12 protein-coding genes are annotated in these 12,944 nt (G+C 68.6%); 1 reads left to right on the top strand and 11 read right to left on the bottom strand.

Annotated features, from left to right (window positions below; translation table 11 throughout):
* Positions 1–828, top strand: coding sequence for a L,D-transpeptidase (locus JO391_RS04300; RefSeq protein WP_259444823.1), 828 nt, complete (start codon positions 1–3; stop codon positions 826–828).
* 52 nt (positions 829–880) lie between these two features.
* Here the strand turns inward: JO391_RS04300 and JO391_RS04295 are convergent, their stop codons facing one another.
* From JO391_RS04295 to JO391_RS04245, 11 genes are all read right to left on the bottom strand, one after another.
* Positions 881–1,894, bottom strand: coding sequence for a histone deacetylase family protein (locus tag JO391_RS04295; RefSeq protein WP_220662958.1), 1,014 nt, complete (start codon positions 1,892–1,894; stop codon positions 881–883).
* The gene (locus JO391_RS04290) at positions 1,891–2,361 is read right to left on the bottom strand and encodes a GNAT family N-acetyltransferase (RefSeq protein WP_220662957.1); all 471 of its coding nucleotides are present in this window, start codon (positions 2,359–2,361) and stop codon (positions 1,891–1,893) included. The genes JO391_RS04295 and JO391_RS04290 overlap by 4 nt, the downstream gene beginning before the upstream one ends.
* Positions 2,358–3,269, bottom strand: coding sequence for a 3,5-dioxohexanoate:acetyl-CoA acetone transferase (gene kce, locus JO391_RS04285; protein WP_220662956.1), 912 nt, complete (start codon positions 3,267–3,269; stop codon positions 2,358–2,360). The genes JO391_RS04290 and kce overlap by 4 nt, the downstream gene beginning before the upstream one ends.
* Positions 3,270–3,301: 32 nt before the next feature.
* Positions 3,302–4,789 carry an endonuclease/exonuclease/phosphatase family protein gene (locus JO391_RS04280; RefSeq protein ID WP_220662955.1) on the bottom strand — a complete coding sequence of 496 codons (1,488 nt, stop codon included), beginning with the start codon at positions 4,787–4,789 and terminating at the stop codon, positions 3,302–3,304.
* A gap of 77 nt (positions 4,790–4,866) precedes the next feature.
* Positions 4,867–6,225: an aminotransferase family protein gene (locus tag JO391_RS04275; RefSeq protein WP_220662954.1), complete on the bottom strand. Its 1,359-nt coding sequence runs from the start codon at positions 6,223–6,225 to the stop codon at positions 4,867–4,869.
* Positions 6,226–6,414: 189 nt separating this feature from the next.
* On the bottom strand, positions 6,415–7,569 hold the full coding sequence (gene nagA / locus JO391_RS04270) for an N-acetylglucosamine-6-phosphate deacetylase (RefSeq protein WP_220662953.1): 1,155 nt from the start codon (positions 7,567–7,569) through the stop codon (positions 6,415–6,417).
* A 3-nt stretch (positions 7,570–7,572) separates the two neighbouring features.
* The gene (locus JO391_RS04265; protein ID WP_220662952.1) at positions 7,573–8,856 is read right to left on the bottom strand and encodes a class II D-tagatose-bisphosphate aldolase non-catalytic subunit; all 1,284 of its coding nucleotides are present in this window, start codon (positions 8,854–8,856) and stop codon (positions 7,573–7,575) included.
* 1 nt (position 8,857) lies between these two features.
* Complete coding sequence (locus JO391_RS04260; protein ID WP_220662951.1) at positions 8,858–9,754, bottom strand: ROK family protein; 897 nt, start codon at positions 9,752–9,754, stop codon at positions 8,858–8,860.
* Positions 9,751–10,794 (bottom strand): SIS domain-containing protein, encoded by a 1,044-nt coding sequence (locus JO391_RS04255; RefSeq protein WP_220662950.1) that lies wholly within the window; start codon positions 10,792–10,794, stop codon positions 9,751–9,753. The genes JO391_RS04260 and JO391_RS04255 overlap by 4 nt, the downstream gene beginning before the upstream one ends.
* A complete protein-coding gene (locus JO391_RS04250) occupies positions 10,791–11,795 on the bottom strand; it encodes an SIS domain-containing protein (RefSeq protein WP_259444822.1) in 1,005 nt (334 codons plus the stop codon). Before JO391_RS04250 ends, JO391_RS04255 begins: the two co-directional genes overlap by 4 nt.
* Positions 11,792–12,931: a Gfo/Idh/MocA family protein gene (locus tag JO391_RS04245; protein ID WP_220662949.1), complete on the bottom strand. Its 1,140-nt coding sequence runs from the start codon at positions 12,929–12,931 to the stop codon at positions 11,792–11,794. Before JO391_RS04245 ends, JO391_RS04250 begins: the two co-directional genes overlap by 4 nt.
* Positions 12,932–12,944: the final 13 nt, after the last annotated feature.

Here is a 12,944-nt window from a genome sequence, read left to right as displayed (position 1 = left end):
ATGGTTCTTGCGCGGTTTGGAATGGTGGCGGCGGCCACGGCGATGATGGCGCTTGGCGCCTGCGTGCCCGAAGGCATGATGATGGCGACCTCTGCCGCCCCGGCAGCGAGCGCCGCACCGGCGACGGCGGATGCCACCGAATATGCCGCTCGGGCCGACAACGGATTTAGCGTGCCGGCCATCCCCGTGGATCAGGTGCCGCCGCAATACCTGCGCCAGACCGTCGCCTATACCAGCGACTTCACGCCGGGAACCATCGTCATCGACCCGAGCCAGAAGGTCCTTTACTACGTCACCGGTCCGAAATCCGCCGTGCGCTACGGCATCGCCGTGGGCAAGGAAGGCTTCGGCTGGTCGGGCGAGGCAAATGTCGCCGAAAAGAAGCTCTGGCCGACTTGGACCCCCCCAAAGGAAATGATCGCGCGCAAGCCGGAACTGGCAAAGTGGGAAAAGGGCCAGCCTGGAGGGCCGACCAACCCGCTTGGCGCGCGGGCGATCTACCTCAACACCAACGGCGTGGACTATGGCTACCGCATCCACGGCACGCCGGAGTGGAAGTCGATCGGCTCTAACGCCTCGTCGGGCTGCATCCGCATGTTCAACCAGGATGTCATCGACCTCTATGGCCGCGTTCAGGGCGGAGAGCGGGTGATCGTGCTGACATCGACCGGCGAAATGCCCACCAAGCTCACCCTGCCGCCCAAGCCAAAGGCCGCGACGCCCAAACCCGCTGCGCCCGCCGCGGTGGAGGCTCCGGCCGCGACGCCGGAACTGCCGCCGCTGCCCGCCATGCTGCCGCCGCCAGTCTTCACGACGACGACGCTCTGACGTCAACGAAACTGAAAGGTAACGCCCCGGATCGAAACGCCGGGGCGTTCGCTTACCAGCCTGACAGGACGGCGGCCAGGTTGTCGCCCAGTTCGGGGCAGAGATACCCACCTTCCTGCACGATCACCGTGGGCAAGCCGGTGGAAGCGACGGCCCGGCCGATGCGGGCAAAGCCCGGCGTGGTGACCTTGAGACCAGCGAAGGGATCGCCCTCGAACGGGTCTAGCCCAAGCGCCAGAACCAGCGTATTCGCGCCCCAGGTGCCCACCCGCTCCAGCCCCTGCCCAAGCGCGGCGAGAAAGCCTTCATCGCCGGTCCCACGCTCGAGGCAAAGGTTCAGGTTCGCCCCCTCGCCCTCGCCCACCCCGGTCTCGCCGGGATAGCCCCAGAAGAACGGATAGTAGCGTTCGGGATGGGCATGGATCGACACGGTCAGCACGTCGCCGCGGTCGTAGAAGATGCCCTGCGTGCCATTGCCATGATGCAGATCCACGTCCAGCACCGCCACCTTGCGCCCCGCCGCGGTCAGGCGCTCAGCCGCGATGGCCGAGTTGTTCAGATAGCAGAACCCGCCCGCCATTTCGGCAAAGGCATGGTGCCCCGGCGGTCGGCAAAGCGCATAGACTGATCGCTCTCCTTCCAGCACAAGGTCGGCGGCATGGATAGCCGACTGCGCCGAGCGATAGGCGGCATCCCAGGTTTCGGCCGATATCGGACAGGACGTGTCCGTCATGTGATAACCCGCCTGCCCGACCGCCGACTTTGGATACCCGTCCGTGCGGGTCGCGGGGTGGATGTTGGGGATCACCTCGGCACTGGCGCCCTCGATCCGGCTCCATCGGGCATGGATGGTCTTCAGGAAGGTCAGATATCGGTCGGGGTGCACCGCCCTGATCGGCTCGATTCCCACGTCCGGGGGCGCCACCACCGGCCCCCCCAGGCGGCGGATGCCGGACAACAGCGCATCCACCCGCGCGGGCTGTTCCGGGCAAGGATACTGCGCGCCCGAGGACAGGAAGAACTTCGGGTCATGCGCCCGCTGCCCCTCGTCGAACACCGTGATCATGTCGCCTCCACTTCCGCCAGCCCCGCGCCATCGAGGATCAGAAATTCATAGCCTCGCGCCCGGAACCCCAGTCTGGCATAGACCGCGCGCGCCTGTGCATTGGCAGGATCGACGCCAAGCGTGACATAGGCCGAGCCCCAATCCGCACGCCCCACCCCTTGCGCCGCCGCCAGCAGCCGCTTGCCCAGGCCGAGGCCCCGCGCCGCCTCCTCCACCCAGATGTCCTGGACATAAAGCCCCGGTTCGCCCCGATGCGTGGAGTAGTCCGGGTAGAAGATCACCATGCCAAGCGCCTCGCCCTCCCGCTCGGCCAGGATCGCGCGGAACAGCGGCCGCCGCCCGAACCCATAACGCAGCAGCGTCTCCGGCGATCCGACCTTGGAACCTCCGTCATGCCGGGCCAGGGCCAGCAGCATGGCGTGCAGCACCGGCACGTCGGTCGCCACCGCCTCGCGCGTGGTGATCATCGACCCTTCAGCCCCAGCATGGACCGAACATCGTGAGGCGAGGCGACCTCGCGTCCCAGCCCCTCGACGATGCCGCGGATCAGGCGCACCTGCTCGGCATTGCTTTCGGCCAGTTTTCCCTTGGCGATGTAGAGATTGTCCTCCAACCCCACCCGGACATGCCCACCCATGGTGGCCGCCATCGTCGCCATGGGCACCTGCGCGCGGCCTGCGGCCAGCACCGAGAACAGGTAGTCGGCACCGAACAGCCGGTCAGCCGTGCGCTTCAAGAGCACCAGAGTATCTGGCTCGGGTGCCATGCCACCCAGGACGCCAAAGACGAACTGGATGTAGAACGGCGGCTTCACCGCGCCACGGTCCACGAAATGTTTCAGCATCGTCAGGTGGCCGATGTCATAGCACTCGAACTCGAAGCGCGCGCCACGCTCTTCGCCCATCACCTTCAGGACATGCGCGATGTCCTTGGGCGTGTTCTTGAAAACCAGATCCTCGCTGCCTTCAAGGAACGGTTTTTCCCAGTCGTGCTTCCAAGCCCTGATACGCCCGATCATCGGGTAGAGCGCAAAATTCATGCTGCCCATGTTCAGGCTGCACATCTCGGGCTGGAACCGCATCGGCGCCGCCAGCCGCTGGTCCAGCGTCATGATCGCCGATCCCCCCGTGGTCATGTTCACCACGGCCTCCGTGCTGTCCATGATCTCTGGCAGGAAGCCCGCCCAATGCGCGGGGTCGGCCGAGGGTCGGCCATTCTCAGGGTTCCTCGCGTGAAGGTGCAGGATACCCGCCCCTGCCTTCGCAGCGTCGATCGCCGATTTCGCGATCTCGGCCGCCGTCACCGGCAGATGCGGCGACATCGAGGGCGTGTGGATCGACCCCGTGATGGCACAGGAAATGATGATCTTCGACATGGCCTCCCCCCGGCCCTCCCGGCCGGAGGGCCCTATTTCTCCACCACGGTGAAAGGCGCTATGGCCACCACGCGATAGTGGTCGTCGAACATGAGCCGGGCCTCATACTCCCCCGGCTCCAGTTCCTCGTAAAGCTCCGAGGCCGGAAAGACCAGATCGCCGGAAATGCGCGCCCCGGTGTAGGCAAAGCCCAGGTAGTCATAGACCGAGGGCGCGCCCTTCCTGTAGATGCCCACCCAATCCAGCTTGAACCCCGGCGCCCCTTCGAACCGCAACGCGATGTCGCCGCCCGGCACCACCATGTCCTGCGCCAGCGCAAGAACGGCCTTTCCATCCGCAGGCACGACATGGAAGCGGGTCCGCGCCAGTTCGCGCGCCTCGTTTCCCAGCATCACCGCGTCCCAGGCGCCGGGGGCGAGACCTATCGTCGAAAGCCGGACAGTCGGGCGATCGGCCGGGTCCACCTCGGCGATGCCCGTCACCGCCCCTTCGGCTCCGTCGCCGCCCGCTGGCACGACGGCGACCGAATAGACGGCACCGCCGGGGCTGCTCACGCGGATCAGGAAATCCCCGCCCTCGCGCACCAGCCTGGACTCTACCGCGACCATGGCCGGCGCCTCGACCGGTACCACCTCCAGCGTGGACAGCACCGCGCGATGGTCCGAAGGCCAAGGGGCGACCGTGACCCCGGCATCGGCAAAGCCCGGCTCGCCCACCACGGTGCTGTCATTGACGGTTGCATTGGCCGTCCAGACAAAGTCGATGCGGTCCAGTGTTTCGCCCTCTGGGATGACCGGGAAAGGCCGCCCCGCCGTCCAGGTCATGCCGGGATTTGCCGCCGCATCTGGATGGGCGGCGCGGTAGCTGTCGGTGAAGCCCGCCGTCTCCATCACCTTCGACACCGGCCACTCCACCGCAAACGGCGCGCGACCCGTCCAGTCGCGCCAGGAGGGCGCGTTGAAATCGCCGGTCAGGATGACCGGTGCGCCCGAGGCGATCACCGGCCCCAGCCCGTCGATCAGCGCCTGCGCCTCTGGCAGTCGCGTGTCGGCCTCATTCTGCAGCACCTCCTCCAGGGTGGAGCCGTCCCGCACTAGTTCCGGCCCGTAGGGATCAGAGGTCAGGTGCGTGTTGGCCACCGCCACCACCTTGCCCGGCGCCACCAGCGCCCAGGCATGGACCGCGTCCGGATCCACTCCGGCAATAGAATAGGGTGGCGCCTCGGTTGATTGGGTCTCGCCCAGGCCGCTGTCGAACAGGGGATAGCGCGACAGGATGTGGCGCCGCGTGTCGGCATAGGGGTAGCCCGCGGCCGCCGCGAGCTCCAGCGTCTTGCCGTCGGGCTCCTGCAGGCCCACGATGTCGGCATCGGCGGCGCGGATCGCCTCGATCACCTTGGCAAAGTTCACCTGGTCGCCGCCGTACCAGATGTTGAAGCTCATCACCTTCAGCGTGACGGGGTCCTCGGCCCAGGCCGTCCCCGCCGCCATCATCACCCCGATCGCCAGTCCCAACCGCATGATCGTCCTCCCCCACTTGCCGCATGGAAGCAGAGGATGCCCGGCCATGGCAAAGGTTTTGCGTCGCCGGGGAGGTTTCAGGCGGTCGGCAGGTCGCATTCCTTGGCAAAGGCCGCCAGAGCGGGCTCCAGACGGTCCATGATCTCTCCCACCTGGGCGGGGGTGGTGATCATCGGCGGAGCGACCAACAGGTGGTCACCGGCATAGCCACCCCGCGACCGGCGCGGATAGATGATCAGCCCGCGGGAATAGGCTTGCTCGGTCAGCTTGTCGAAGGCCTTGAGCGCGGGGGGCAACGGTTCCTTTGTGTCGCGGTCGGCGACCAGTTCGAAGGCCAGCAGCATGCCCATTCCCCGAACGTCGCCGATGAAGGGAAAGCGGTCCATGAGCCTGGTCAGTTCCGCCTTCAGGAGCGCGCCGGTCGAGGAGGCGTTGGCCATCATGTCCTGCCGCTCGATCTCCTCGATCACGGCGAGGCCCGTGGCGCAGGCCAACGGGTTGCCTGCATAGGTGAAGCCGTGGGCAAAGCCGCCCTTGGCCAAAACGGCATCCACCAGGTCGCCTCGGGCCACCATGGCGCCAAGGGGGACGTAGCCGGCGCCGAAGCCCTTGGACACGGCCAGGATGTCGGGCGCGGCGGTCCAGTTCTGGGCGCCGAAGAACTTGCCGGTGCGCCCGCCGCCGGACATCACCTCGTCGTGGATCAGAAGGACGCCGTGGCGGTCGCAGACCTCGCGCACGGCTTCCATGTAGCCGGCGGGCGGGACCAGCGCGCCGGTGGAGGCGCCGCCGACGGGTTCCAGGATGAAGGCCAGCACCGTATCCGGCCCCTCGGCGCGGATCTTCTGGTCCAGGAGGTCGGCGTAGTAGCGGCCCGTGGCGGGGTCGTCGGGGTTGAAGCCGTCAAGCCAGGCGCGGGGGGCGGGAACCTTGGGCATGACCTGCATCATGGGCAGGAAGGGGTCGGCCAGGCTGTCGTAGCCGGTGATGGCGAGGGCCCCAAGGGTGCAGCCGTGGTAGGAGGGGAAGCGGGAGATAACCTTCCAGCGGCTGGCCTGGCCGATGGCGAGGGCGTATTGGCGGGCGAGCTTGACGGCGCTCTCCACCGCTTCGGACCCGCCCGAGACGAAGAAGACGCGGTCCATGCCGGGCCAGGCGAGGCTGGCGGTCTTGGCGGCCAGCGCCTCGGAGGCTTCGGTCACGAAGTGGAGGCGGTAGCCGAAGGTGGACTTGTCCATCTGGCGGCGCATGGCGTCGAGGACGTGGGGGTTGGAGTGGCCGATGTTGCAGACCATCGCCCCCGAGGAGCCGTCGATGAACCGGTTGCCGTCAGTGTCCCACATGTAGATGCCCTCGGCCCGGTCCAGCACCGGGCGGGGGTGGTCGGTCTGGTAGAAGAGATGGGAGCGGGCGTTGCGGCGGTCGGGGGTGGTCATGGGGTGCGTCCGGTTGGTGGGCCGCGACCTTCATGGCATGGGGGCGGCGGAGGGGTCCAGCCCCCGGCGAAGCCGGAAAAGGGCGTCCGAGCTCGGACGCTTTGTCCGGTCCTTTGTTTTCAATGGCTTGCGGAACCGGATTAACTTGGACTTAAGAATTGTCCGAGGCTGGCCCCAACCCGTCCGCGTTCAGGCGCGGGCGGGTTCGTCGAGCGCGAGTGTGCTGCCGAGGCCCTGGAACGACCAGTCCGCTCCGAGGCGCACCAGGTCGTCGAGCGGGCGGCCTTCCACCCGGGCCAGCGCCGGCTGGCCCATCAGACGTGCCGGGACCGTCACCGCCATGCGCAGCGCCGTCTCGGGCGCCACGCCAACGACCGAGATCAGGCGTTGCAGGGACTGGGCCATGGTGACATGGGCACCGGCCAGCGAGCCTTCGGCGTTCACCAGCCGGCCATCCTGCACGCGGATCGTGCGGCCATAGAGCGTAAAGCTGTCCGGCCCGCCCACCGTGGCCATGGCATCGGAGACGAGGAACATCCGGTCAGGAACCGGGCGGGCACGGATTGCCAGACCCACCATCTCGTCCGCCACATGGATGCCGTCGCAGATGATGCCGGCATAGGCGGTGGAGTTGATCGCCGCGCCGGTCACGCCGGGAGCGCGGTTCAGCATGGGCGACATGGCATTGAACAGATGGGTGAAGCAGGTTGCCCCCGCCTTCAGCGCGGTACGGATGGTTTCGGCATCGGTGTCGGTATGGCCAAGCGAGACCACGGCGCCGGTCGCGGCCAGCGCGGCGATCTGGTCGGGTGACACGGATTCCGGGGCGACGGTGATCATCACCGGGATTGCGGCGGCGCGCAGACGCTGGACATGGGCCAGCGTGGTCGGTTCGAACGGGCGCACAAAGGCCGGGTCATGGGTGCCGCGCCTGGGCAGAGACAGGTGCGGGCCTTCGATGTGCAGGCCGATCACGCCACGGGCGCCCCTTGCGGCAAGGCTTGCCTCTACCGCGCGGGCCAGAACCTCGGCCCGGTCGGTGATGACCGTGGGCAGGAGCGCCACGGTGCCAAGCGGGCGGTGCGCGGCGGCGATGGCCACCAGCGCCTCGGGCGTGGGGGTGTTGTTCAGAAGGATGCCGCCGCCGCCATTGACCTGAAGGTCGATGAAGCCGGTCGAGAGCGTGCCTGCCACGCGCTGCACGGCATCGCGGGGCGCAAGATCGGCCTGCGGCACCACAACCTCGACCACGCCGTCGCGCAAGCCGAGCGCGTGGGCCGCAAGCAGCCGTTCCCCGTCGAACAGGTGATCGGGGCAGAGCCAGAGAAGATCGGCCTTCGGCATCCTTCAGCTCCGCGTTGAGGGGACAGGTTGCGAGGGGAAGAAATAGGGTGCGAGCGCCTGTTGCACGGCGGCCTGCGCGAGGGCAAGGGGGCGCGGGCCGGGTAGTGCCTCGGCCAGGGCCAGAAGTTCGGGCGCGAAGCCCTGAAGCAGCAACGGGTCGGGGATGCGGCGACCTTCGAAGGCGGCGAAGGTGCGGGCGACGGCGTCCTGCGCCTGGGGCAGCGGCCAGTAGTAGCGGATGCGGTCGGCAAGGCCGAAATGGCGTTCGACACGGAGGTCGGCATCGTCGCCCCGGTAATGGCCGGTCCAGGAGCCGGGATCGGCCAGCATCAGCCGTTCCATCGTGTCGGGCAGGGTTTCGCCATCGAGCCAGCCCGCCATGTGCGCGAGGTTGTCGAGCGCATAGACGGCCTGCCGCCAGGCGAAGGTGAGCGCAGGACCGACCTTCTGGAAGGCGAAGCCCAGTTCGGCAAGGCGCGGAAACACCTCGGGGTGCTGGTAATCGGTGGAATGGGCTTCGAGGCAAAGGCCGGGCCAGGACGCGACCGCCTGCTTGAGGCCGGGGTCACGCGCCATGGGCAGGCGGTGCACCGACATGGGCGAGAATTCCACACCGGGCTGCACGACAAGGCCCACGACGCGGGGCAGCACGTCCGCCAGCCCGGCCTCGCCAAAGGCGGCTTCGTGGGCATCAAGCGTGGCCTTGGCGGCTTCGGGACGGGTGGGGGTGATGTGGCCATCTTCGCCGGCGCGGGCGCCACCGGGCGGCGGCACTTCGGTGCCGACGACATAGAGCGGCGGGGTGGGTGCGGCGCGTTCGCAGGCGGCGGCGAGGTCGGCGGCACGAGCGGCGGTGACTTCATCGGGCAGTTGCGCGACTTCGCCCTTGCAGCCTTCGGAACAGTCGAGGTGGATCTTGGTGAAACCGGCCTTCACATAATCGGCCACCATGACGCGGGCCTTGGCCATGGCGATTTCGGCTTCGCCCTTGCGCCAGGCCTGGGGACCGAGGTGATCGCCGCCGAAGAGGACGCGTTCGCGCGATACCTTCGCTTCATCGGCCAGTATATTGACGAACTTGATGAAATCGGCTGGCTTCACGCCTGTGTAGCCGCCGTCCTGGTTCACCTGGTTCGAGGTGGCCTCGATCACCACGGCGCGGTCGAGGCGTTCGGCCAGCATCAGCGAGGCGGTGATGACCTGGGGATGGGCGGTGCAGACCGAGGGGATGGCGGCGGTTTCCCCGGCGCGGTTGCGGGCGATCACGTCGCGGAGGATATCGGTCATGTCAGCTCTCCTGCAGGGCGGCATAGGCCGCGCCGCGTGCGCCGCTGGCATCGCCGCCCTGGGCGAGCGCAAGGCGGGGAATGGCGAAGCCCGGCAGTTGCGTGGCGTTAAGCGCGGCGTCGAGCGCGGGGATGAGCCCCGCGATCTGGGACAGGCCGCCGCCAAGCACGATGCAGGCCGGGTCGATGACGAGGGTGATGGTCTTCAGAAGCTCGGCCAGAAGCTCGACCCAGACGGCGAAAACGCGGGCGATGGCGGGTTCGTTTCGGCGGGCGGCGATTTCGGGCGGGGTAAGGGGTTGGCCGGTGAGGTGCAGGGCGATGCGGGTCAGGCCCGGCCCGGCGATGAGGGTTTCGGTGCAGCCCACCCGGCCGCAGCCGCAGGCGGGGACGGGCAGGCCGTGGACGGCGATTGGGCCGGCGGGAAGGGCGAAATGGCCGAACTCGCCCCCCGTGCCCGAGGGGCCGGGGACGAGGCGGCCGTCGATGGCGACACCGCCGCCGATGCCGGTGCCGAGGATGAGGCCGACCGCCGGGCTTTGGCCTTTGGCGGCGCCGAACACGGCTTCGGAGAGCGTGAGCGCGCGGCAGTCGTTGATGTAGGTGACGGGGCGGCGCGCGGCCTTTGCGATATCGGCGGGGAAGGGCTTGCCGGTGGCGGCGAGGTTGGCGGTTAGCGCAAGGCCGGTGGCCGGGTTGACGAGGCCCGCGGCAGAGATGCCCACGGGCAGGCGGGGGCCGTGGGTTTCGATCCAGGCGATCTGGTCGGCCATGGCGGCGACCAGTGCGGGATAGTCGCCGGGCGTGGCGATGCGGCGGCGGTCCACCAGCGCCCAGTCGGCATCGAAAAGCTGCGCCTCGATCTTGGTGCCGCCGAGGTCGATGCCGGCGGCGATCATCGCGTCACCGGGTGCAGGCGGACGCCCGAGACCACGCGGGTGAGCGTGCCCTTGCCGGCGAAGGGATCGTCCACGTTCTGGTTGAGCGCGGCGGACCAGAGCACGGCCTGGACCTGCGCTGTGGCGACGGCCAGCACGGCGCCCCAACCTTCGGGTTCGAAGGCGGCGATGGCTTCGGCCTGGATGCGCGCCTGGGGGAACTGGGCGCGCAGCTCCTCGGCCAGGTCGTCGTCATAGGCGCGGGCGTGGGGATCGGGCGAGAGGAACAGGGTGATGGCGGTGTCGCCGATCACGAAGCTCTTCGGGCCGTGGCGGAAGCCGAGGGTGGAGTCCCACAGCGCGGGAATCTGGCCGGCGGCAAGCTCCATCACCTTGAGCCCGGCTTCGCGGGCGGCGAAGGCCAGGGGGCCGGCGCCCAGGAAGACGGCGCGTTCGGGGACGGGGGTGGATTGCAGGCGCGGCAGGGCGGCGTCCAACTGCCGCCCCAGCCGCGCCATCAGCGCCGGGACGTCCCCCGCCGGCACCGAGAGGTCGAAGACCGCCAGCGCGGTCAGCAGCATGGTGGTGAAGGAAGAGGTCATGGCGAAGCCGGCATCGTGGGTGGCTTCGGGCAGGATCACGGCGCGGCCATGGGTGCCGGGGCGGGCGGCGAGGGCGGAATTGGCGTTGCAGGTGATGTTCAGGCGGGGGGCGTCGGGGGCGAGCACGTCCAGCGCGTCGAGGACGCCGATGGATTCGGTGGAGTTGCCGGAGCGGCCGAAGCTGACGACCAGCGGCTTGCGGTTGGCGAGGTAGGCGCGGGGGCGGCTGACGAGGTCGGTGGTGGGGACGGCGCGGAAGGCGCCCTGCCCTTCCAGGGCGGCGGTCACGATTTCTCCGACATAGGCCGAGGAGCCGGCGCCGCAGAACCAGACCTCGGTCGCGCCGGTGGCGGCGACCCAGGCGCGCAGGCCCTGGACATCCAGCGTCGCGCCCCAGGCGGTCCAGATGGCGGGTTGGGCGTGGATTTCGGCCCAGGTGGCGGAGGCTTGGTAGGTCATGTGGTCTGCGTCACCTTGGAGAGCGTCTCGGGCCGGTCGGGGTCGTGCCCGAGGGCGCGGGCGGTGGCGAGGACGAGGGGATAGGCGAGGTAGAGGAGCGCGGCGGCGGCGGCGGCGGGGGTGAGGCCGGTGGCGCCGGCTTCGGAGGGGCGCAGGCGGAAGACCGGGGCGCCCACGGCGCGGAAGCGGGCCTCGGCGGTGTTCAGGCTGTCCTGGACCTCGGGGGACTCGGTGTCGAGGATGAGTACGAGAAGCGGGTTGGTGGCGAGTTGCAGGGGGCCGTGCAGCACCTCGGAGGAGGAATAGGCCTCGGCATGGAGCGCGCAGGTTTCCTTCAGCTTCAGCGCAAGTTCCTGCGCCGCGCCGTAGCCCGTATCGCGACCGATGACATAGACGTGGCTGGCGCGCAGGAGGGCGGCGACCAGCGCGCGGGTCTGGGGATGGTCGCGCCCGGCGAGGGCCGCCACCACGGCGGCAGAGGCGGCGGCCCGGGGGGCGTAGGCGGGCACGAGGTGCGACAGGAGCGCCATGCCGGCGGCGATGGAGCCGATCACCGTCTTGGTGGCGGGCACGGCCAGTTCGGGGCCGGCGCCGATGGGCAGGGTCATGTCGGCCTCGGCCTGGACCTTCGATCCGGCCGCATTGACGATGGCGGCCACCCGCGCGCCCTTTTCCCTTGCCCCTTTGGCGGACCGCACCAGGTCATCGGAGGCGCCGGACTGCGAGATCACCAGCGCAAGCGCGCCGGCCATTGCAACGCCCTTGCCCACCGAGAAGACGGAAGGCGGCAGCGAGGTCATGGGCAGGCCGGTTTCGCGCATCACCTCGTAGGACAGGATATTGGCGGCGGCATCGGAGGAGCCGCGGGCGATGGTGTAGATCGCGCGGATGCCTTCCAGCGTGATCCCGGTCACGGGTTGCGTGGCGGCGCGGGCAAAGACGGCCGGCGCCTCGGCGATTTCATCGGCCATGTGGCGGCCGGCATCGGGCGAGACGTTCATCGCGTGAGCCCGTAGGAATCGAGCTTCACCCAGGTGTCGGTCAGGTCCACGACACGGCCCGTCACCCGCGCCTCGTCCAGCGCCAGGGCGGCGAGGCCCGCCTCCATCGCATCGAGGATCGACACGGGCAGGCTGTCGGCTTCACCGCGCAGGTATTCCGTGATGTCGGCGCACATCATGGCATCGGCGCCGTAGTGCGCGCCCTTGGCGGCGGCGCCCTTGGAATAGTCCTGATCCATCAGCCGACGGCCATCGCGCGCCGTTACCTTGAGATAGCCGCGCACGAAATCGCCTTCGGCCATGCCATGCGTGCCGACCACCAGGAAATGGCGCTCTTCATCCGGCACGTTCAGGTTGGTGTGGAAGGCGAGGCTGGCGCCGGTTTCGTATTCCAGGATCGCGGTCTGGAAGTCGATGATGTCGCCGTCGGAGCGGAAGGGATCGTCGGTCTGTTCCCAGACCGATTTCTTGACGTGGAATATCTCGGCTTCCTCGTTCGAGGCGGGCGCATTTTCCGGGAGGAAGGACTTGCGACCACCGAAGCTTGCCACCCGGCGGGGCCGCGAGCCTGTGACCATGTTGTAGATGTCGAGGTCGTGGCAGCATTTCTCCAGCATGAAGCCACCGGCATAGGCGTCGCGCCGCCGCCAGTCGCGCATGAAGAAGGCGCCGTGATAGGGGCCGATATGTTCGTTGGCCTCCAGCGAGGCCACCTGCCCCAGCCAGCCCTGGGCCATGGCCGCGCGCAGATCGACCATGTGCTGCGAGTAGCGCAGGACAAGCCCGACCATCGCCCGCCTGGCCCCGCCGTGGATCGACAGGAGCCGGGCGAGTTCCAGCGTTTCCTCGGTCGAGATCACGACCGGCTTTTCGGTGAAGACCTGAACGCCCGCTTCCAGGCCCAGGCGGATCTGGTCGAGGTGGAAGACGTTGGGCGAGAAGACGCAGTAGAGGTCGGGCCTGGCATCCGACAGCATGGCCTCGACCGACGGGAAGCGGGGCACGTCACCCAGCATGTCCAGATGGGTGGGCTGGGGGTCGTAGAAGCCCACGACCTCGGCCTCGGGCATCGCTTCCTTCAGCGTGCGCAGGACATGACCAGCCCGCAGGCCCATGCCTGCCGTAACGATCCGCATCTTCTTCCTCCAG

It is taken from the genome of Neotabrizicola shimadae (assembly GCF_019623905.1).
GTDB lineage: Bacteria > Pseudomonadota > Alphaproteobacteria > Rhodobacterales > Rhodobacteraceae > Neotabrizicola > Neotabrizicola shimadae.
The sequence above is the reverse complement of the archived record's forward strand: the minus strand, read 5'-3'. Positions and strand labels throughout refer to the sequence as shown.

Excerpts from the sequence above, each read along its gene's own strand:
- JO391_RS04290 (WP_220662957.1), bottom strand. The coding sequence starts at position 2,361 with ATGATCACCACGCGCGAGGCGGTGGCGACCGACGTGCCGGTGCTGCAC.
- JO391_RS04275 (WP_220662954.1), bottom strand. The coding sequence starts at position 6,225 with ATGACCACCCCCGACCGCCGCAACGCCCGCTCCCATCTCTTCTACCAG.
- JO391_RS04245 (WP_220662949.1), bottom strand. The coding sequence starts at position 12,931 with ATGCGGATCGTTACGGCAGGCATGGGCCTGCGGGCTGGTCATGTCCTG.
- JO391_RS04300 (WP_259444823.1), top strand. The coding sequence starts at position 1 with ATGGTTCTTGCGCGGTTTGGAATGGTGGCGGCGGCCACGGCGATGATG.
- kce (WP_220662956.1), bottom strand. The coding sequence starts at position 3,269 with ATGTCGAAGATCATCATTTCCTGTGCCATCACGGGGTCGATCCACACG.
- JO391_RS04260 (WP_220662951.1), bottom strand. The coding sequence starts at position 9,754 with ATGATCGCCGCCGGCATCGACCTCGGCGGCACCAAGATCGAGGCGCAG.
- JO391_RS04265 (WP_220662952.1), bottom strand. The coding sequence starts at position 8,856 with ATGACCGATATCCTCCGCGACGTGATCGCCCGCAACCGCGCCGGGGAA.
- JO391_RS04255 (WP_220662950.1), bottom strand. The coding sequence starts at position 10,794 with ATGACCTACCAAGCCTCCGCCACCTGGGCCGAAATCCACGCCCAACCC.
- JO391_RS04295 (WP_220662958.1), bottom strand. The coding sequence starts at position 1,894 with ATGATCACGGTGTTCGACGAGGGGCAGCGGGCGCATGACCCGAAGTTC.
- JO391_RS04250 (WP_259444822.1), bottom strand. The coding sequence starts at position 11,795 with ATGAACGTCTCGCCCGATGCCGGCCGCCACATGGCCGATGAAATCGCC.
- nagA (WP_220662953.1), bottom strand. The coding sequence starts at position 7,569 with ATGCCGAAGGCCGATCTTCTCTGGCTCTGCCCCGATCACCTGTTCGAC.
- JO391_RS04280 (WP_220662955.1), bottom strand. The coding sequence starts at position 4,789 with ATGCGGTTGGGACTGGCGATCGGGGTGATGATGGCGGCGGGGACGGCC.